The following is an 18,850-nucleotide window of genomic DNA, read 5'->3' as shown; positions in this document are numbered from 1 at the left end:
ATGATAAAAACCGATTTGCAGAAACAAATCGGTTTTTTTATCGTTAAAACTATTCAATTCTATAAGAATCATTTAAAATTATATCTAATGGAAGAAACAAAAATATTCTACGCCGACGGGGAAAACCCAAAAATGATTGAAGCTTACAAAAAAGCTCAGGAAACTTTTAAATATTTCTGGAGAGAGCTATCTTGGGAATACAGAAGAATAGTACCTGGATTAGACGTTGCGTGCGTGAAATTAGCTTTTACACAAGAAATAGACAACGAAACTATCGTTGAGCACATGTGGATTAACGATGTAAACTTTGACGGTGAAACTATATACGGAGTATTAGTAAACGATCCGAACGAATTGACGAATGTAAATAACGGAGATGAAATTGCAATTTCGGTCAATCAAATCAGTGACTGGCTGTTTGCTATTAATGGCCAAACTTATGGGGCATTTACAATTCAAGCAATGCGTTCTGAGATGAGCGACGATGAAAGAGCATCTCATGATGAAGCTTGGGGACTTGATTTTGGTGATTTTAATGATATTCTGATTGTAAATGAGCAAAAAGAAAAACCTGAAAATCTGATCGAACACCCAATGAGCAAGAACATGAAAGAAAGTCTTATTGAATTCGTTACCAATAATCCTGAAGAAGTATCCAGCCAAGACGAATTAGGATATACTTTTCTGCATCGTGAAACTATTGCTGGAAATCAGACTTCTGTTGAGGTTTTATTGGAATCTGGTGCAGATAAAAATGCTAAAACCGCAACAGGCAAAACTGCTTTAGATTTTGCTAAAGAATTAAAATGGGATCATTTGCTGCCTTTATTGCGATAAAAAACTTAAAAATCCGATTTGCGAAAAACAGATCGGATTTTATTTATAAGACACAATATTTTTTAAACTTAAAACCAAAACTATTCTATTTTTCATCTGTTTAAAATAAAGAATGTGCTACTTTTGCTGCACCAAATCTAATCTGCCACAGAATGAAAAAATTATTCTATACGCTCGTACTGTTATCTTCAGTTCTTTTATCTGCCCAAACAAAAAACGACACTGATTTTGCTTCTCAGTTAAAAAACTCTTTTTCAGGATCTACAGACTGTGTCAACGACTTCGAAAAAATACTGGCACCAGCCGAACTTCAGTCTTTGAATTCTACGCTAAACGGTTTCGAAAAAAAATATCTTTATAAAATTGTTGTTATTACAACTCCATCTTACGCGCCATTTCAATCCTTGGAAGAATATACTTTGGAACTGGATAAATTTCTATCAAAAGACCCGCGATTAGACCCTACTCTTTTAATAATCTTAAGTAAAAAATTAAGACAAATTCAGGTTATAAGTGTCGATTTTATAAAATACAAATTAAGTACAGAAGACACACAAAACATAATAAGCACTTATTCTGTTCCCGAACTTAAAAAAGGAAATTATTATAAAGCTTTGGAACTGGCTTCGAATGAATTCATGAAAAAGCTTCAGCCATAAAACACATCAAAATCCGATTTGCATAAACAAGTCGGATTTTTTTATTTACCTTGCCTACACTTACGAACACTAAATGTAAATTCGAAAATGGTAGTTGTAGAAGAAGCAAAAAATGTCAATTTACCGCTTTTAAGAACCATTTTCTTAAAAGAACGACAACGAACATTTACAGAGCAAAACACATCAGAATTTAAACTTGAAGATTTTGACAAACAAACTCAGGGAGAATATATTCTGAGTGCACTTATAGATGATATTCCCGTCGGGTTTATTTCGATTTGGATGCCTAACAATTTTATCCACCATCTTTACGTTGATAATGCATACCAAGGAAAAAACATTGGCACCCAATTATTAAAAGCCGCAATACAGAAAACAGCATTTCCAATTACGCTTAAATGCCTTGTAAGCAATACCAAAGCAATTGATTTTTACCTCAGAAAAGGATTTGTAGAAAAATCGAGAGGACAATCAGGCAATGGAACTTATATTTTATTTGAACTAACAAAAGAGATACAATAACTTAAAGGTTGAAGATATGACGGTTCAAGAATACAATAATTCTCAGACAGCAGAAAATAAAGAAATCTGCGATTTTCTTTATGCAATTATTCATAAAAACTTAGCCGAAGCCGAAAACAAAATCTGGCATGCACATCCTGTTTGGTTTATAGACGGAAATCCTATTGTAGGTTATAGCAAATTAAAAGATTCGGTTCGGTTGCTTTTCTGGAGTGGACAATCTTTTGATGAAGAAAAACTTCAAAATGAAGGTTCATTTAAAGCCGCCGAAATGCGATATACAAACGCCAGCCAGATAAATGAAGAAGATCTGAAACGCTGGCTCGAGAAAAGCAAAGAAATTCAATGGGATTACAAAAACATTGTAAAACGCAAAGGAGTTTTAATTCGAATAATGACTAAACCATATTAACCCAAAAAAACCAATGAAACTTTTACCCCTACTCGCCTTTACATTTTTAACTACAACAACTTTTTCACAAACAAAAATGCGACCTGTATACGAACTTATCGATCAAAATGATTCCGGATGGAAGTTAATAAAAGAATGGACCGCTTCTGCTAAAAACAAAGTTGAAATTCTTCCCGCAGATCCTCAAAAAGCAAAAGACGCTTTGTATCATACGCAAGTAACAACCAGCTCGCCCATGGGTGCAATTGTGTATAAAACTGGCGGAATTTTAATCGATAACGGCTGGATCAGAATATTAGGTTCTGGAAGCACAAAACTAAACCGCAGTCTTCCCGATTGGAACAAAGGAAAATCTTTTAAAGAATTTGGAGAAACGCCTTCACATCTTTTAATTGCCGACGATGCCTTAGGTGGCTTTTATTTGCTAAATGGAGGTGCATTTGGAGCAGATCTTGGAAAAATATATTATTTTGCTCCAGATAATTTAGAATTCGAGCCTCTTGATATTACTTATTCGCAATTTTTAGAATTCTGTTTTAATAATGACCTAGACAAATATTACGAAGGTAGCCGATGGGAAGATTGGAAAAAAGAAGTGATTGCTTTACAAGGCGATCAGGTTTTCAATTTTTATCCATTTTTATGGTCAGAAGAAGGAAGTGATATAAATAAAGTACAAAGAAAAATTATCCCTATTGAAGAGCAATACAATCTCAACTTAGATTTAAGAAAACAGATTCAGCAGTAAACTGAAACACATAACGTATTATTTTTCAAAACTTTATTTTTAATTTTATTACTGACATGCAGTTGTCACAAGGTCATTTTACCTTTACGAAGTAAAACTAAAAAGGATGGAAACTAAAGACGGAAAATTGGCTGTTTATGCTCCAACTAGACAAGATTGGCGAAATTGGCTTGAAGAAAATAGCCAAATAGAAAAATCGGTTTGGTTAATCTTGTATCACAAAAAAAGTAAAACACAAAGTGTAAATTTAATCGAAGCTACTGAAGAAGCGCTTTGTTTTGGATGGATTGACAGCCTCTGCAAAAAACGAGACGGAGAAAGCTATTACCTCACTTTCTCTCCCCGAAATCCAAAAACCAGTAAATGGAGCAAACCGAACATCGAAAGAGCCGAACGTATGATTCAGCAGAATTTAATGACCGAACATGGCCAGAAAGTAATCGATATTGCAAAAGAAAAAGGAAAATGGATAATTGACAATCCATAATAATAAGCTACAGAATTTCAACATACAAATATAAAGCTTCAGCAGACTTCATTGCTGAAGCTTTTTTTTTGATAAAAACTATTTATTTATTGTTTATCAATAAATTTTTATTATTTTAGCAGCATAACTTTTAATCTTGAATAGCATGGAACTTAAAATTGGAACACCACAGATTCTAAAAATCCTGAACATCTTATCATGGATTATTTTTATTGGCTTATGTGTTGAAGCCGGTATGTATCTTTTTAATGGAATTTACACTATGACTATAAATTCTTATAATGCCCGTTTTCTTGATTTACTAGACCTGTACAATTTCAGTCCAAGTTTTTACATTCAAGAAATATGTTTTATTAGCATTGTTGCGATCTTAAAAGCGATTATGTTTTATCTGATTGTAAAAATGCTTCACGACAAAAAATTAAATATCGAACAGCCTTTTACTGCTGAGATGGGGCGGTTTATATCTTACCTTTCATACTTGGCTTTCGGAATTGGGTTGTTTTCTTTTTGGGCTTTCAAATTCAACAATTGGCTAATTATTAAAGGTGTAAAACTTCCTTCGCTAGAATCTCTCAATCTTGAAGGCCATAGTATTTGGATCTTTATGGCCATTATAATATTTGTTGTAGGACAGATTTTTAAAAGAGGAATCGAAATCCAATCTGAAATTGATTTAACCATATAAACAAAAAATTATGCCCATTATAGTAAATTTAGACGTCATGATGGCAAAAAGAAAAATGTCATTAAATGAACTTTCAGAAAAAGTAGATTTGACATTATCCAATCTTTCTATCTTAAAAACGGGTAAAGCGAAAGCAATTCGTTTCAGTACGCTCGAAGCCATCTGTAAAGTTTTAGACTGTCAGCCTGGAGATATTTTAGAATTTTCTGAAGATTAATTTTGTTTTGATTTAATTTGTATTTTCGTACAAATCGGTTGTGGTTTTTAAATAATTTGAAATCTAAAAAATCAAAAATGAATATTCTAATCGTTTACGCGCATCCAAGCAAAAAATCGTACACTTTTCAGGTTTTGGAAAGATTAAAATTAGCATTGGGGAATGAAAACTGGAATGTAGAAATCTCAGATTTATATGCATTAAATTTTGTCAGCGATATGTCTGAAACAGAATACGAGCGTGAAGGGTTTGCCAAAACACAGCTTCCGATTCCAGCAGATGTTTTAGCAGAACAGGAAAAAATAGAAAATGCAGATTGTATTATTTTCCTGTATCCAGTTTGGTGGAGCGATTGTCCTGCAAAATTAAAAGGCTGGTTTGATCGTGTTTATTCTGTTGGATATGCGTACGGACAAAATGAAACTTCAAGAAAAATGAAAACCATTCCGTACGGACTTGTAATTTGCACCGCTGGTCATCCTAATGATTTTTTGAATGAAATTGAAATGGCTCAAAGCATGGAAAAAATTATGCTTGAGGATAGACTTGGAAAACGTTTTAGGAATAAAGAAATGATTATTTTAGGCGGAACATTAGAGCTTGAAAATGTAATGGCAAAACATTTTGAAATAATCAATACAATTCCAGAAAAGATTAAAGCAATATTATAATTTAAAATTCCAAATCCTAAAATCCAAAATCCAAAATCCAAAATCTAAAATCTAAAATCTAAAATCTAAACCTGTCCGAAATACACCTCAAAATTGTCTTCTAGACACCTTAATCATTTGATTTTTAGATTGTAATTTTACTTTACTAATTTAAAATTCAATTGATTATGAATACTCAAGATTTTACCACAACAATAATTGTCAATCAATCACCCGAAGAAGTTTTTAAAGCCATACAAAACGTTAAAGGCTGGTGGTCGGAAGAAATTGAAGGGAAAACAGCAAATGAAGGCGACGAATTCAAATACCATTATGAAGATGTTCACCGCTGCAAAATAAAACTGATCGAAGTCATTCCGAACCAGAAAATTGTTTGGCTGATTGAGGAAAATTATTTCAGTTTCACCAAAGACGATACAGAATGGACCAATACTACGGCCGTTTTTGATATTTCGCAAGAAGACAGTAAAACAAAGCTCACTTTTACACATGTTGGTCTGGTTCCAGAATATGAATGTTTTGATGTTTGCAAAGCTGGCTGGAGCAACTATATCGAGAACAGTTTGAAAAAACTAATTGAAACCGGAAAAGGACAGCCTAATGCAACTGGAAAACCTCAAATAGAAACCGAAAGGGCTTTATCTAAAAACTAAGGTTGCTATAAAAAAGGCTACAACAACAATAGATTCGGCTAAATGATTTGTTCTGATGTTACGCAACTTTGTAATATCAAAATATAGAACAAATGAAAATAATAATTACAGGTTCTTTAGGGAACATTAGCAAGCCATTAACAGAGGCGTTAGTACAAAAAGGAAATACTGTTACTGTAATCACAAGCAGTAACGACAGACAAGAAGAAATTGAAAAACTAGGCGCATCAGCTGCAATTGGTTCTGTAGAAGATTTAAGTTTTTTAACTCAAACCTTTACTGGAGCAGATGCCGTTTATTGCATGATTCCGCGTACAAATTATTTTGATCCGAATCTCGACTTGGATGCCTTTACCCGAAAAATTGGAAATAATTACGCAGAAGCCATCAAACTTTCTGGAGTGAAACGTGTTGTTTTCTTAAGCAGTATTGGCGCACATTTAAAAGAAAAATCTGGAATCATTCAACGTTATAATGAAATCGAAGCTGTCTTGAATCAGCTGTCAGATGTTGCAATTACTTTTATGCGTCCGACTTCATTTTACTACAATTTGCTGGCATATATTCCTGCGATAAAAAATCAAGGTTTTATTTCGGCAAATTATGGAGCTGATTCATTGATTCCATGGGTTTCTCCAAATGACATTGCAGAAGCTATCACAGAAGAAATAAGTAGTCCGCTTGACGGGAAAAAAATACGTTATGTGGCGAGTGAAGAACTTTCTGGCCATCAGACTGCAAAAATTTTGGGTGAAGCAATAGGCAAACCCAATTTAGAATGGAAGTTAATTAGCGATGAAGAAACCATAAACGGGTTAATTTCTGTTGGAATGCAGCCAAAAATTGCGCAAGGTTTGGTAGAAATGTACGCAGCACTTTACAACAATACATTGGGCGCAGATTATGAGCAAAATCGTCCTTCAGTTTTAGGAAAAACAAAACTGTCAGATTATGCTATAGAATTTGCTTCGATTTATAATCAAAATTAAGTACTTTAGACTATGGCAAATCTACAACCGGTCCGAATAAAAAGTATCAGCGAATTTCATGAATTTAGAAACTTGCCAAAACCTGAACACCCTTTGGTGAGCGTCTATAATTTTGAAGATTTAAAATACTTGAATGAAGACGAGCCAAAAAGCTTGATGCTCGATTTTTATTCGATTGCACTGAAACGAAACGCAAATGCCAAAATGCGTTACGGGCAACAGGAATATGATTTCAAAGAAGGTGTTTTACTTTTTATTTCGCCAGGACAGGTTTTTTCTATAGAAGGAAATGCCGAAATGCAGCATACAGGATGGTCATTATTGATCCATCCTGATTTTTTATGGAATACGCCTCTTGCACAGAAAATCAAGCAATATGAATATTTTGGATACGCAGTTCACGAAGCGCTTCATCTTTCTGATAAAGAGGAAAAACTGATAATTGACATCATTCAAAATATTCGGCAGGAATACCAATCCAATATAGATAAATTCAGTCAAGATGTTATCATCGCTCAAATTGAATTGCTATTGACTTATTCTGAGCGTTTTTATAACCGCCAGTTTATTACTCGAAAAATAAGCAATCATCAGATTCTGGCACGATTGGAAAAATTGCTCGAAGACTATTTCAACAACGATTCTTTAACAAAAAAGGGACTTCCGACAGTGCATTATATTGCCGAAAACTTGAACGTATCGCCAAATTATTTAAGTGCCTTACTGAAACATCATACAGGACAAAGCACACAGCAGCATATTCATAATAAACTGATCGAAAAAGCTAAAGAAAAACTCTCGACTACTAATTTATCTGTTAGCGAAATTGCTTTTGAATTAGGTTTTGAACATCAGCAATCCTTTAGCAAATTGTTCAAAACAAAGACTAATGTCTCTCCAATTGAGTTCAGGCAATCTTTCAATTAATAATTTAACAAAAGAATAAATTTCATAAATTCGTTACAATAAAAGCGAAAATTATGAACCCTATTTTAAGAAATACTTTGGCCGTAATTGCAGGTCTCGTTGTCGGAAGCATTGTCAATATGAGTATCATTTTGATAAGCGGTTCTATAATTCCGCCACCAAATGGCGCAGATGTTACTACTACAGAAGGTTTACAGGCTAGCATGCACTTATTTGAGCCAAAGCATTTTCTATTTCCTTTTTTAGCCCACGCCATCGGAACTTTTGCTGGAGCGCTTACAACTGCATTATCTGCGGCTTCTCACAAAACAAAACTGGCTTTTATTATCGGAGCTTTCTTTTTATTTGGGGGCATCACAATGGTTTTTACACTTCCATCTCCAATTTGGTTTAGCGCTGTCGATTTGGTTTTAGCTTATCTTCCAATGGCATATCTGGCTTCTAAAATTGCTTCAAAAAAGAAAATCTAAAGAAAAAATGAAAACTCAAAACACTATAAAACCAGCTAAAAAATGCTACAGCCATATTGGAGGTAAACTTGGCGAACTGCTTTTTGAAACATTCGCAGACAAAAAATGGATTGCCAAAAATGAGGCTTCAGACAAACACTTTTACATCACTGAATTGGGAGAAAAAGAATTTGCTAAATTGGGCATAGACCTTTCCAAAATCAAATCGGAAGAAGTTTAATTTTATAATTATTCAATTCTTTTCTGCAAAATTTGTAGCGCTTAATTTCATATCTTAGTTTACTTTTAAATCCTGAATCATGACTAAGAAAGAAATCGCTAAAAACTTCCTGAAATTGGCAGCCAAAGGACATTCTCATGAAGGTTTTCGGTTATATGTCGGAAAAAATTTCAAGCATCATAATGCCTACTTCAAAGGCGATGCAGAGACATTAATGCTTGCTATGGAAGAGTCTGCCAGAACAAATCCAAATAAAATTTTCAAAATCCACCATATTTTAGAAGACGATAAATTCGTTGCTGTACATTCTCACCTAAAGCAGAATTCGGAAGATATTGGTTTTGCAGTAGTTCATATTTTAAAGTTTAAGGATGATAAAATCGTCGAACTCTGGGATCTCGGGCAACCTGTACCAAAAGATTCAATTAATCAAAATGGAATGTTTTAGTTTACAGTCACAGTGGCAGCGCCAATTTGGAACTGAAAACTGAGACTAAGACTGAAAACTAACTAAAAGAAAATAAATAACCAAAATGAACTTCATCACCAAAATCTCCTTATTATTTGTTTTAATCTTCGCTTCTTCTTTCAATTCATCAGCTCAAAAAAAAGAGGATTATAAAAAAAGCATAGATAGTATACTCCAAAAGGCTAATCCTAAATTTAATGGTGTGGTTTTAATTTCGCAAAACGGAAAAACGCTATACTCTAAAGTCGAAGGTTTTTCGAATTTTGAAACCAAAAAACCTTTAATATTGGATACACAATTCGAAATCATGTCAAACAGCAAATTAATTGCCGCAACCTTACTTTTATTGGAAGTTGAAAAAGGAAATGTCGATTTGAATGCTCCAATCAAAAAGTACTTGCCAGAACTCACGCAAACTTGGGCAGATTCTGTTACAGTTCATCAACTTTTAAATCATTCTCACGGAATTGTAGATTTACAAAAACCATTGGGTTTTAAACCTGGAACGCAATTTAAATATGGAAATCTAAGTTTCAATTTGGTTGCCAAAATTGTAGCATTCAGCTCTAAAAAAAGTTATAGAGAGGTTGCCGAATCGCTTTTTAAGAAATTAAAAATGAATCAGACTTCTTGCTATTCTGCAGATAAAACTCAAAATTTGGCAACTGGTTATTTTAATGCAAAAAATCAGTTGGAACCTATTACAACTAGACAAATTACTGACGAAAGTCTTGGAGCAGATGGCATTATTTCAACCGTTTCAGATCTTGCGATTTGGAACAATAATCTTCATAAAGGAAAAATTCTGAAACCAGAGTCTTATCAGCTATTAACTCAAAATACCATTCTATCCCAGCACAATTTCTTCGGCAAAGAAAAAGACGGTTACGGCTACGGGATTAGAGTTGTAGAAAAAGAGTCCGTTAAATATCTTGGCCACACAGGTTTAGGAGATGGTTTTTCTTCTGTAAATTTGTATTTCCCAGAAAGTGATGTGAGTTTGATTGTCATGGAAAATCAGATGCCTGAAGATTCTAATTTGTATTATGCTTCTGAATTTAAAATCAAAAACATGCTTTTGAAAACCAATTTATTAAAGAAAAAGTAAAGCTAAAATGGCAAAAAATAAAACCACAGAAACTCAAAATAGCGTTACTGATTTTATTAACGCTGTTGAAAATGATAGCAAAAGAAATGACGCTTTCGAACTCCTAAAAATAATGCAGGAAATAACAGGATCTGAACCTAAAATGTGGGGACCTAGTATTATTGGTTTCGGAAGTTATCATTACAAATATGAAAGCGGACATGAAGGAGATGCGCCACTTGCGGGTTTTTCTCCAAGAAAAACTGCACTGACCGTTTATTTTTATCTGCCAGAAAAAAAAAGAGAAGCACTTTTATCTCAACTTGGAAAACATACCTCTTCTAAAGCCTGTATTTACATTAAAAAATTGGCTGATACCAACATCGAAATCTTAAAAGAAATAGTTTTACTTTCTATAGCACATACCCAGAAATTATATCCCTCAAAATAAATGATTACATTTTTAATTCTATTAGTACTAATAGCCCTTGTTCTATACCGATTTTTGAACCACCCAAAATTCGGGAAAGCGCCTTCTGGCGAAAGGCTCATTCAAATTCAAAACTCTCCTCAGTATAAAAATGGGAAATTCGAAAATCAGAGTTTTACGCCAGATTTGATCGAAGGAGCAAGCATGGCGGGAGTTTTATTTGAATTTTTCTTTAAAAAGGTAGAAAGAAAAACTCCGACAGATTTGATTCCGTCTATAAAAACCAATTTATTAGAACTTTCTTTAGATCAGGATATTTTAGTTTGGTTTGGGCATTCTTCCTATTTTATTCAGCTTGAAGGAAAACGTTTTTTAATTGATCCTGTTTTTAGCGGTAACGCCTCTCCGATTCCTGGTACAACAAAATCGTTTAAAGGATCTGATATTTATACGGTCGACGATCTTCCAGAAATTGACTATTTATTGATTACGCACGACCATTATGACCATTTGGATTACGATACGATTTTAAAATTAAAACCTAAAACTAAAAAAATAATCACGGCTCTTGGCGTTGGTTCGCACTTGGAATTCTGGGGATTTTCGTCAGATAAAATTATCGAAAAAGATTGGTACAGCACCATCAAATTAGATGAAAATCTAACACTTCATACCGCGCCATCAAGGCATTTTTCAGGCAGAAGCTTTAAAAGATGCAATACGCTTTGGACTTCGTTTATTCTCGAAACTAAAGATTTTAAAATGTATTTGGGTGGAGACAGTGGCTACGATTCTCATTTTGCAGAAATCGGTGAAAAATATGGCCCTTTTGACATTGCTTTACTTGATAATGGCCAATATAATGAGAAATGGAAATACATTCACAATATGCCAGAAGATGTAATAAAAGCCATGAAAGACCTAAAAGCCAAAAGAGTTTTCCCAGTGCATTCTTCTAAATTTTCATTATCGCTTCATTCTTGGGATGAACCTTTGAAAAAAGTTACAGAATTGAATAGTTTGTCTGAAAATCCAATTACTTTAATTACACCAATGATTGGCGAAACAGTAGATTTAAAAGATGATAAACAGCAATTTAAACAATGGTGGAAAGAGGTTAATTAATTATTAATTGTTATGTCACCCTGAGCGAAGTCGAAGAGCTTTCCAATTAGTATAGGAAAACTTGAAACCTGAAACCTGAAACAAACTTAAAAAACCGTGAAAAACAAATTTTTTTTAGCACTTTTATTTCTCGTAACAACCAACATCTTTTCTCAAAACACTTATGTCTTTTTGGGCTCTTATAATCGTGATAAAACGGCAGAAGCAATTCAGGTTTATCTATTGGACACTTTGAGAGGAAAGCTGACCAAATTTACTTCGGTTAAAAATATTGTCAATCCGTCTTATTTGACAGTTTCTCCTAATGGAAAATATGTTTACGCCTGTACAGATACCAAAACTCCAAATGCAGGAAGCGTGAGCAGTTTTGAATTTAATACTACAGCGAAAACTTTGACTTTTTTAAACAGCCAAAGAAGCGGTGGCGAAAATCCGGTTTATGTCAGCGTTCATAAAAACGGAAAATGGCTTGCCAACGCCAATTATACAGAAGGCAGCGTTTCTGTTTATCCTCTTCTGGAAAACGGTAAAATCGATTCGATTGCACAGAATTTTCACTACATGGATGGAAGCGTGAATAAAGAAAGACAAACCAGGTCTCATGTACATTCAGCTGTATTTTCTCCAAAGTGCGATTATTTGTTTTTGCCCGATTTAGGTGCCGATAAAATTCGCTGTTATGCTTTTGATGAAAATCAGAAAAAACCTTTAGTTGAAACTCAAAATCCGTTTACGAAAACTGATATAGAAGCTGGACCAAGACATTTTACCTTTCATCCCAATCAAAAATGGGGATATTGCATTGAAGAAATGGCGGGACAAATAAGCGTTTACAATTATGAAAATGACATTTTAAACAAAATTCAGCGCATTGCCACACATCCAGAAAAAATAAAAGAAGGTTTTGAAAGTTCTGACATCCATATTTCTCCTGATGGTAAATTTCTTTATGCTACAAACCGAGGCAAGGAAAACAATATTGCTATTTTTTCTATTGATGAAAATGGTTTACTGAAAAGCATTGGTTATCAATCTACTTTAGGAAAACATCCTCGAATTTTTGCGATTGACGAAAGCGGAAAATTTTTAGTCGCTTCGAATGTTCTAACAGGTAATATAATTGTTTTTAAAAGAGATTTTAAAACTGGGTTATTAAAAAAAGTAGGAAAACAGATTAAAATGCAAAATGTTTCATGTGTGCAGATTAAACAGATTTAATTTTTTTTTCATGCAGATTTTGCAGATTAAAACAGATTTGATTCTGTCTTCCTGAGCGAAGTTGAAAGATTTCTGACGAATCAACAAAGATTAAAAACGAGAAACTGAATGGAATAAAAATTAACCAATCAAAAAACAAAAAAATGGAAATATCAAACTTCAATTTACAGCCCGATTTCCTTGAAAACGAAATCTCAAAATTAATTCCATTAGAAGAAAAACATTTTGATGCCTTATTTGAAGCGGCTTCCGATCCTTTGATTTGGGAGCAGAATCCTGCAAAAGACCGCTATACAAAAGAAGGTTTTAAAACTTTTTTTGATATTATAATTACAAAAAATCCGTTCTTAATTCTTGATAAACAAACTAATGAAATAATGGGAACAAGTAGTTTTTACGACTATAATCCCGAAAGATCGAGCGTTGGAATTGGTTACACTTTTATTACGAGAAAATATTGGGGCGGGCCATATAATAAATCAAACAAAAAATTAATGATGGATTACGCTTTCCAGCATGTTAATTCAGTACTTTTTCATGTTGGAGCTGAAAACTTCCGTTCTCAAAAAGCCGTTCTGAAACTTGGAGCAGAAAAAATCAATGAACTGACATTTATTGTTAATGGTGCAGAAGTGCCTTATTTTGAATATGAGTTGAAGAAAAAAGAATAAATGAAAGATGAAAGATGAAAGATGAAAGAAGTTGGAAAAAATCCTCTTGCTTCTTTCATCTTCCATCTTTCCTTTCTTAAAAAAATAAAAAAAATGAAAAGAATAACCGTTTTCTGCGCTTCTAGTTTTGGCACTGAAAAAATTTACGAAGAACAGGCAATCGCTTTAGGAAGAACTTTAGCCGAGCAAAATATAGAATTAGTTTATGGAGGTGCTAATGTGGGCTTGATGGGCGCAGTTGCTGACGGCGCTTTACATGCAGGCGGAAAAGTAATCGGGGTTCTTCCAAACTTTTTACGATCTAAAGAAATTGCTCATTTAGGTTTGACCGAATTAATTTTGGTAGAAAGCATGCACGAAAGAAAAACCAAAATGAATGATTTGTGTGATGGTGTAATTGCGCTTCCTGGAGGCTTTGGAACGCTAGAAGAACTTTTCGAAATGCTGACTTGGGCGCAATTAGGCTTGCATAAAAAACCAATTGCCATTTTGAACGTAAACGGTTTTTATGATGCTTTGATAACTTTACTACAAACCATGACAGAAAAAGGATTGCTAAAAGAAGTGAATCGAGAAATGCTTTTGGTTAGTGATAATATTGATGATTTGCTCAACCAAATGAAAAATTATGTTGCGCCAACTGTTGGGAAATGGATTGATAAAAGGAACGTTTGATAGAATTATTACCTATACACTTTTAAACTGTTTTTTATAATCACTTGGATTTAAACCCGTATGTTTTTTAAACAATCGATTCAGGTGACTGGCATCACTAAAACCAAACTCATATACAATCTCATTAATCTGCATGTTTGTATATTTTAATCTAGTTTCTATTAGTTTGATTTTATAAGTAATAGTATATTTCTGAATACTTTGACCCGTTTTGGTTTTAAAATATTCGCTGATATAGGTTGGCGAAATATTAAAGACAGCAGCCATGTTGGATGTTTTCAAATGTTCTGGCTGATAAATATTCTGATGGACATAATTTAATAAATCCAAACTTGGAGCAATGTTAGACTGATTTAGATTTAAAGGTGCAATGAGCGAAATATTTCTAGCAGCTATTGTGATAATAGTATTTAAAATCTGTTTAATAACTTCTTGCTGCTGTGGAAACTGATTTTCCTTTTCCATAATTAGCGCTTCAATCATTGTCCTAATCAAAGGTTTATCAGTTACGGTTTTCAGAATGCATCCCGGCAGGTGATTGTGGTTATGAAAAATAAATTCAAGTTTCTGAATTCCTTCACTATTTTGTGTCTTTAAATAACTATCATGAAATCGTATAAAGAAAAATTTCGTTTTCTCCATAACCTCAAAACTGTGCGTATCCTGAGGGAAAATTAAAAAAAGTTTGTCTGAGCTGTAAGGTAATCTGTGGTCGTTGATTATCTGAATTCCTTTTCCTTCTAAAACAAAAACCATCTCAAAGAAAGTATTCTTGCGTTCTTTTGCTTCATATTCTAAAACTTCTAAAAACTGAAGTTCAAAAGGTTGGTATAAATTTCTAATTTCCATCTTTCAAAAATACAAATTATTCCAATGATTGTACAAATTTTGACAATCTGTTATATGCAACTTTGTCGTATAAAAATCACATCATTATGGAAACAACCTCATTTTTATTCTTACGACTTGCTGTTGCAATCAGCATGTTTGGCCATGGCTTAGTCAGATTGCCAAAACTTACCGCTTTCAGTAATTGGATGGTTGGCAGTTTTGAAAATTCTATACTGCCAAAAATAATTGTAACACCATTCAGTTACCTGCTTCCCATAGCCGAATTTGCGATTGGTTTTTTACTATTGCTCGGTTTATTTACAAAACCATCTTTAATTGCCGGATCCTTAGTAATGCTGGCTCTGCTATTTGGAACATCAATGATTGAAAACTGGGAGGCTATTCCCTCACAATTAATTCACATTTCATTATTTGCTTTGTTATTACATTTTGTAGATTACAACAGCTGGGCAATTGATACTTTAATTAAAAAATAAACATCATGAGTTCAAGAAGAAATTTCATAAAACAAACCAGTATAATAGGAATCGCTGGCTTGATAAACCCTATCGAAGCTGTGTCTAGTGTTCAAAAAAATGCTCCGCTTTTTTCTACTCAAAAAACGAAATGGGCCGATGGTTCAAGATTAGTCGTTTCGATTTCCATGCAATTTGAAGCCGGAGGGCAGCCGCAAAATACAGAAAGTCCTTTTCCTCAAAATATACAAAAAGGCTTTATTGATCTTCCTGCTGCAACTTGGTACGATTACGGGTATAAAGAAGGTATTCCCCGCATGTTGGACAATTGGGATAAATTAGGGGTAAAAGTAACTTCACACATGGTTGGAACTGCCGTTTTAAAAAATCCTGAACTGGCAAAAGAAATTGTTCAAAGAGGCCATGAAGCCGCAGCACACGGAATGAACTGGAGCACACAATATACAATGCCATATGAAGAAGAAAAAAACTTTATAAAAGATGGTGTAGACGCAATCAAAAAAATTACTGGTTTTACTCCTATAGGTTACAATGCTAATTGGCTTCGTAGAGGACAAAACACACTCGATATTTTACAGGAACTTGGTTTTAAATACCATATTGATGACCTCAGTAGAGACGAGCCCTTCATTATTCAGGTAAAAAACAAGGATTTTGCCGTTGTTCCATATACGCTTCGATGCAATGATATTGTTTTAATAGAAGGGAAAAACTTTTCCGCTGACCAGTTCTTACAACAGGTTAAAATGGAGTTTGACCAATTATATGCTGAAAGCGAAACTCAGCGCCGTCAAATGTCTATTAGTTTTCATGACCGTATTGGCGGTACGCCTCAAATGGTAAATGCTACGTATGAACTTATTAGATATATGCAGCAGCACACTGGTGTCAGCTTTAAACGAAAAGACGAAATTGCAGAAATTGCTTTACACGATAAAACTACAATACGAGAATAATATTTTAAATTCAAAACCATAAAATTCATACAAGGAAAAAACTTGTATGGATTTTTTTTATTCCCTTTTTTCGGAATTTCTTTCTTAATTTAGAAGTCCCAAAAAACTCATTTTTAACTTACACATCTTACTCATCAACCATGAAAACAGAAAACAACAAATATGCAAAGGCCGAAATGCTCATTAGAAAACCTGTTTCAGATGTTTTTCAGGCTTTTATTGATCCGCAGATTACGAGTAAATTTTGGTTTACAAAAGGATCAGGAAAATTAGAGGAAAACCAAAAAACCGAATGGACTTGGGAAATGTATGGTTTCTCTCTTTCTGTTACGACAGTTGTCATTCAAGAAAATAAAAAAATTGTGATCGAATGGGGAAATCCTGACGAAATTACATTGGTCGAATGGGTTTTTAGTCCGTTAAACGAAAATGAAACGTTTGTTAGTATTACAAATTCTGGTTTTCACGGAGATTCAGACAAAATAATCGATCAGGTTCGCAACTCAACTGAGGGTTTCACTTTGGTTTTGGCTGGAGCAAAAGCTTATTTAGAACATAATTTAAGATTGAATCTAGTTTTAGATCGCTTTCCGAAAGGGCTTGCTTGATGAAATTTAACCGCAAAAGTCTTTTTTTACCGCAAAGCACGCAAAGATTTACGCAAAGAACGCTAAGTTTTTTTGAGAGTCATTTAAAATGAAAAAGTTCACAAAGCTTTGTCTAGACAAAGTTTTTTATAGACTATGCTTTGCGAACTTAAAATATAGATTTTGCTTAGTCTTCGCATTTAAAAACCTTAGCGCACTTTGCGGTAAAAATTTAACCGCAAAGAAAGTCAACTTGAAACGTGAAACCTGAAACAAAAAAACTATGGAAGTAAAGAAACCCGAAAATATAGACGAATACATTGGTGGATTTCCGAATGATGTTCAGGAAGTTTTAGAAAAAGTTCGTATGACGATTCAGAAAGCGGCGCCTGACGCTAAAGAGAAAATCAGTTATTCGATGCCAGCTTTTGAGCAGAAAGGGATTGTCGTTTATTTTGCAGCTTTTAAAAATCATATCGGGCTTTATGCACTGCCTTCTGGACATGAAGCTTTTGCTGCAGAACTTTCAAAATATAAATCAGGAAAAGGTTCTGTGCAGTTTCCTTTGAAAGATCCAATGCCTTACGATTTAATTACCAAAATCGTTAAGTTTAGGGTAAAAGAAAATCTTGAAAAAGCAAAAAAGAAATAACCCTAATGAATTTAACCGAACATTACAATCAGCTTTATAAAACATCTTCTGAAATCATTTCGGCAGGAAAATACTCGATTGATTCTGAACTTAAAAACGAATCCGATTCCCGTTTTGGAATCACGCTTCTTATTCGCCCGAATAATGAAATAAAAGCCAACATTCAGACTTTTATCAACGAATTAAAAAAAGCTGAACCAGAACAGTATTTTTATCCAGATTCAGATATCCATATTACGGTAATGTCGATTATTTCTTGTTCAGAAAACTTTAGTATGAATCAGATTTCTCCCAACGAATATATTGAAATCATCTGCAGAAGTCTTGTTGAAGTAGAGAAAATCAAAATTCATTACAAAGGCATAACCGCTTCTCCATCAGCCATTATGATTCAGGGGTTCCCAAGTGACGAAACGTTGAATAATCTTAGAAATAGACTGCGTGAAAATTTCAAAAATTCAGGATTACAGCAATCTATAGACAGCCGATATGAGATTTCTACCGCACATTCTACAGTAATGCGTTTTCAAGAAAAACTTCATGATCCTAAAAAACTGATTGAAATTGCAGATAAATTTCGTGATTATGATTTTGGAGAATTCGAAGTCAAAAATCTAGAATTGGTTTACAATGACTGGTATCAGCGTAAAAAAACAACTCGTGTTTTGGGTGATTTTGGATTGAGATAGTTTTTTTGCCACGAATTCACGAATTTATATTATTGAAATGAGTTGAATTGCAAATTCGATTATTCGAATCGCGGTACGATCAAATATTCATTTACTTGAATTTTCCAAAATGCCATAAAACTCCTGCTGGATCGTGCAGAAAACATTCGCTTCCCCAATCTAAATATTTTATCGGAGTTAATTTTGCTCTTTCGTATTTTTTGGGAAGATTTAAAGCTAAAAGCTCGTCATAATAACGCTCGACATCATCAACTTCTACAAAAATCATAGTGTTTTCAATCCAACTTTTATCGTAATAATCTTGAAGATAAAAAGCGATTTCTCCAGATTTAAAAACTGAAAAATTAGATTCTAAAACTGTTTCTTCAAATCCTAAATCGCGGTAAAAGCTTCTTGAGATTTCGAAATTTTTAGCTCCAATAAAAGGTCTGATTGATTTTATTTTGTGATTCATAGCATTTAT

The 18,850-nt window shown here is 33.7% G+C and carries 28 protein-coding genes; 26 read left to right on the top strand and 2 right to left on the bottom strand.

The features are described from left to right. Positions 1 to 87 precede the first annotated feature (87 nt). The 21 genes from FF52_RS20600 (at position 88) to FF52_RS20500 (ending at position 14,175) form a co-directional block, all read left to right on the top strand. Positions 88 to 837: a DUF2314 domain-containing protein gene (locus FF52_RS20600; protein WP_035692102.1), complete on the top strand. Its 750-nt coding sequence runs from the start codon at positions 88 to 90 to the stop codon at positions 835 to 837. A 152-nt stretch (positions 838 to 989) separates the two neighbouring features. Further along, positions 990 to 1,496 (top strand): TPM domain-containing protein, encoded by a 507-nt coding sequence (locus tag FF52_RS20595; protein WP_008468635.1) that lies wholly within the window; start codon positions 990 to 992, stop codon positions 1,494 to 1,496. An 87-nt stretch (positions 1,497 to 1,583) separates the two neighbouring features. Beyond that, positions 1,584 to 2,018, top strand: a complete 435-nt coding sequence (locus FF52_RS20590) for a GNAT family N-acetyltransferase (protein ID WP_008468633.1) — start codon at positions 1,584 to 1,586, stop codon at positions 2,016 to 2,018. A 16-nt stretch (positions 2,019 to 2,034) separates the two neighbouring features. Next, a complete protein-coding gene (locus FF52_RS20585; RefSeq protein ID WP_008468631.1) occupies positions 2,035 to 2,430 on the top strand; it encodes a DUF1801 domain-containing protein in 396 nt (131 codons plus the stop codon). Between the two features lie 13 nt (positions 2,431 to 2,443). Next, the gene (locus tag FF52_RS20580) at positions 2,444 to 3,178 is read left to right on the top strand and encodes a DUF2625 domain-containing protein (RefSeq protein ID WP_008468628.1); all 735 of its coding nucleotides are present in this window, start codon (positions 2,444 to 2,446) and stop codon (positions 3,176 to 3,178) included. Between the two features lie 106 nt (positions 3,179 to 3,284). Then, the gene (locus FF52_RS20575; RefSeq protein ID WP_008468626.1) at positions 3,285 to 3,665 is read left to right on the top strand and encodes a YdeI/OmpD-associated family protein; all 381 of its coding nucleotides are present in this window, start codon (positions 3,285 to 3,287) and stop codon (positions 3,663 to 3,665) included. A 145-nt stretch (positions 3,666 to 3,810) separates the two neighbouring features. Further along, the gene (locus FF52_RS20570) at positions 3,811 to 4,353 is read left to right on the top strand and encodes a DUF2975 domain-containing protein (RefSeq protein WP_008468624.1); all 543 of its coding nucleotides are present in this window, start codon (positions 3,811 to 3,813) and stop codon (positions 4,351 to 4,353) included. 10 nt (positions 4,354 to 4,363) lie between these two features. Continuing rightward, positions 4,364 to 4,570, top strand: coding sequence for a helix-turn-helix domain-containing protein (locus FF52_RS20565; protein WP_008468622.1), 207 nt, complete (start codon positions 4,364 to 4,366; stop codon positions 4,568 to 4,570). Between the two features lie 77 nt (positions 4,571 to 4,647). Then, entirely contained in the window at positions 4,648 to 5,241 is a 594-nt protein-coding gene (locus tag FF52_RS20560) for an NAD(P)H-dependent oxidoreductase (RefSeq protein WP_008468620.1), read from the top strand. 167 nt (positions 5,242 to 5,408) lie between these two features. Continuing rightward, positions 5,409 to 5,894 (top strand): SRPBCC family protein, encoded by a 486-nt coding sequence (locus tag FF52_RS20555; RefSeq protein ID WP_008468619.1) that lies wholly within the window; start codon positions 5,409 to 5,411, stop codon positions 5,892 to 5,894. A 92-nt stretch (positions 5,895 to 5,986) separates the two neighbouring features. Then, complete coding sequence (locus FF52_RS20550) at positions 5,987 to 6,883, top strand: NmrA family NAD(P)-binding protein (protein WP_008468618.1); 897 nt, start codon at positions 5,987 to 5,989, stop codon at positions 6,881 to 6,883. A gap of 12 nt (positions 6,884 to 6,895) precedes the next feature. Beyond that, the gene (locus FF52_RS20545; RefSeq protein WP_008468617.1) at positions 6,896 to 7,810 is read left to right on the top strand and encodes a helix-turn-helix domain-containing protein; all 915 of its coding nucleotides are present in this window, start codon (positions 6,896 to 6,898) and stop codon (positions 7,808 to 7,810) included. 53 nt (positions 7,811 to 7,863) lie between these two features. Next, positions 7,864 to 8,280, top strand: a complete 417-nt coding sequence (locus FF52_RS20540; RefSeq protein WP_008468616.1) for a hypothetical protein — start codon at positions 7,864 to 7,866, stop codon at positions 8,278 to 8,280. Between the two features lie 7 nt (positions 8,281 to 8,287). Next, on the top strand, positions 8,288 to 8,500 hold the full coding sequence (locus FF52_RS20535; RefSeq protein WP_035692100.1) for a hypothetical protein: 213 nt from the start codon (positions 8,288 to 8,290) through the stop codon (positions 8,498 to 8,500). 79 nt (positions 8,501 to 8,579) lie between these two features. After that, positions 8,580 to 8,948, top strand: coding sequence for an ester cyclase (locus FF52_RS20530; protein ID WP_008468614.1), 369 nt, complete (start codon positions 8,580 to 8,582; stop codon positions 8,946 to 8,948). Between the two features lie 85 nt (positions 8,949 to 9,033). After that, positions 9,034 to 10,077 carry a serine hydrolase domain-containing protein gene (locus tag FF52_RS20525; protein WP_008468613.1) on the top strand — a complete coding sequence of 348 codons (1,044 nt, stop codon included), beginning with the start codon at positions 9,034 to 9,036 and terminating at the stop codon, positions 10,075 to 10,077. 7 nt (positions 10,078 to 10,084) lie between these two features. Next, positions 10,085 to 10,507: a DUF1801 domain-containing protein gene (locus FF52_RS20520; RefSeq protein WP_008468612.1), complete on the top strand. Its 423-nt coding sequence runs from the start codon at positions 10,085 to 10,087 to the stop codon at positions 10,505 to 10,507. Beyond that, positions 10,508 to 11,611 carry an MBL fold metallo-hydrolase gene (locus FF52_RS20515; RefSeq protein ID WP_008468611.1) on the top strand — a complete coding sequence of 368 codons (1,104 nt, stop codon included), beginning with the start codon at positions 10,508 to 10,510 and terminating at the stop codon, positions 11,609 to 11,611. It abuts the gene before it with no gap. Positions 11,612 to 11,707: 96 nt separating this feature from the next. After that, the gene (locus FF52_RS20510) at positions 11,708 to 12,829 is read left to right on the top strand and encodes a lactonase family protein (RefSeq protein ID WP_008468609.1); all 1,122 of its coding nucleotides are present in this window, start codon (positions 11,708 to 11,710) and stop codon (positions 12,827 to 12,829) included. 143 nt (positions 12,830 to 12,972) lie between these two features. Then, entirely contained in the window at positions 12,973 to 13,500 is a 528-nt protein-coding gene (locus FF52_RS20505; RefSeq protein ID WP_008468607.1) for a GNAT family N-acetyltransferase, read from the top strand. A gap of 93 nt (positions 13,501 to 13,593) precedes the next feature. Continuing rightward, positions 13,594 to 14,175 (top strand): TIGR00730 family Rossman fold protein, encoded by a 582-nt coding sequence (locus tag FF52_RS20500; protein WP_035692095.1) that lies wholly within the window; start codon positions 13,594 to 13,596, stop codon positions 14,173 to 14,175. A gap of 12 nt (positions 14,176 to 14,187) precedes the next feature. On the opposite strand, the gene FF52_RS20495 is transcribed toward FF52_RS20500, so the two are convergent. Continuing rightward, positions 14,188 to 15,024 (bottom strand): helix-turn-helix domain-containing protein, encoded by an 837-nt coding sequence (locus FF52_RS20495; RefSeq protein ID WP_008468600.1) that lies wholly within the window; start codon positions 15,022 to 15,024, stop codon positions 14,188 to 14,190. Positions 15,025 to 15,110: 86 nt separating this feature from the next. Here FF52_RS20495 and FF52_RS20490 point away from each other — a divergent pair, with 86 nt between their 5' ends. The 5 genes from FF52_RS20490 to FF52_RS20470 all read left to right on the top strand — a co-directional run bounded on the left by FF52_RS20490 (position 15,111) and on the right by FF52_RS20470 (position 18,387). Continuing rightward, on the top strand, positions 15,111 to 15,503 hold the full coding sequence (locus tag FF52_RS20490; RefSeq protein ID WP_008468599.1) for a DoxX family membrane protein: 393 nt from the start codon (positions 15,111 to 15,113) through the stop codon (positions 15,501 to 15,503). Positions 15,504 to 15,508: 5 nt separating this feature from the next. Next, on the top strand, positions 15,509 to 16,459 hold the full coding sequence (locus FF52_RS20485; protein ID WP_008468597.1) for a polysaccharide deacetylase family protein: 951 nt from the start codon (positions 15,509 to 15,511) through the stop codon (positions 16,457 to 16,459). A gap of 140 nt (positions 16,460 to 16,599) precedes the next feature. Next, positions 16,600 to 17,067, top strand: coding sequence for an SRPBCC family protein (locus tag FF52_RS20480; protein ID WP_008468596.1), 468 nt, complete (start codon positions 16,600 to 16,602; stop codon positions 17,065 to 17,067). A 262-nt stretch (positions 17,068 to 17,329) separates the two neighbouring features. Beyond that, positions 17,330 to 17,698, top strand: a complete 369-nt coding sequence (locus FF52_RS20475) for an iron chaperone (protein WP_008468594.1) — start codon at positions 17,330 to 17,332, stop codon at positions 17,696 to 17,698. Positions 17,699 to 17,703: 5 nt separating this feature from the next. Further along, entirely contained in the window at positions 17,704 to 18,387 is a 684-nt protein-coding gene (locus FF52_RS20470; RefSeq protein ID WP_008468593.1) for a 2'-5' RNA ligase family protein, read from the top strand. 91 nt (positions 18,388 to 18,478) lie between these two features. Here the strand turns inward: FF52_RS20470 and FF52_RS20465 are convergent, their stop codons facing one another. Continuing rightward, the gene (locus FF52_RS20465; RefSeq protein WP_008468591.1) at positions 18,479 to 18,841 is read right to left on the bottom strand and encodes a glyoxalase; all 363 of its coding nucleotides are present in this window, start codon (positions 18,839 to 18,841) and stop codon (positions 18,479 to 18,481) included. Positions 18,842 to 18,850: the final 9 nt, after the last annotated feature.

This window comes from Flavobacterium sp. F52 (genome assembly GCF_000278705.1).
GTDB lineage: Bacteria > Bacteroidota > Bacteroidia > Flavobacteriales > Flavobacteriaceae > Flavobacterium > Flavobacterium anhuiense.
This window is presented reverse-complemented; position numbering and strand designations above follow the sequence as displayed.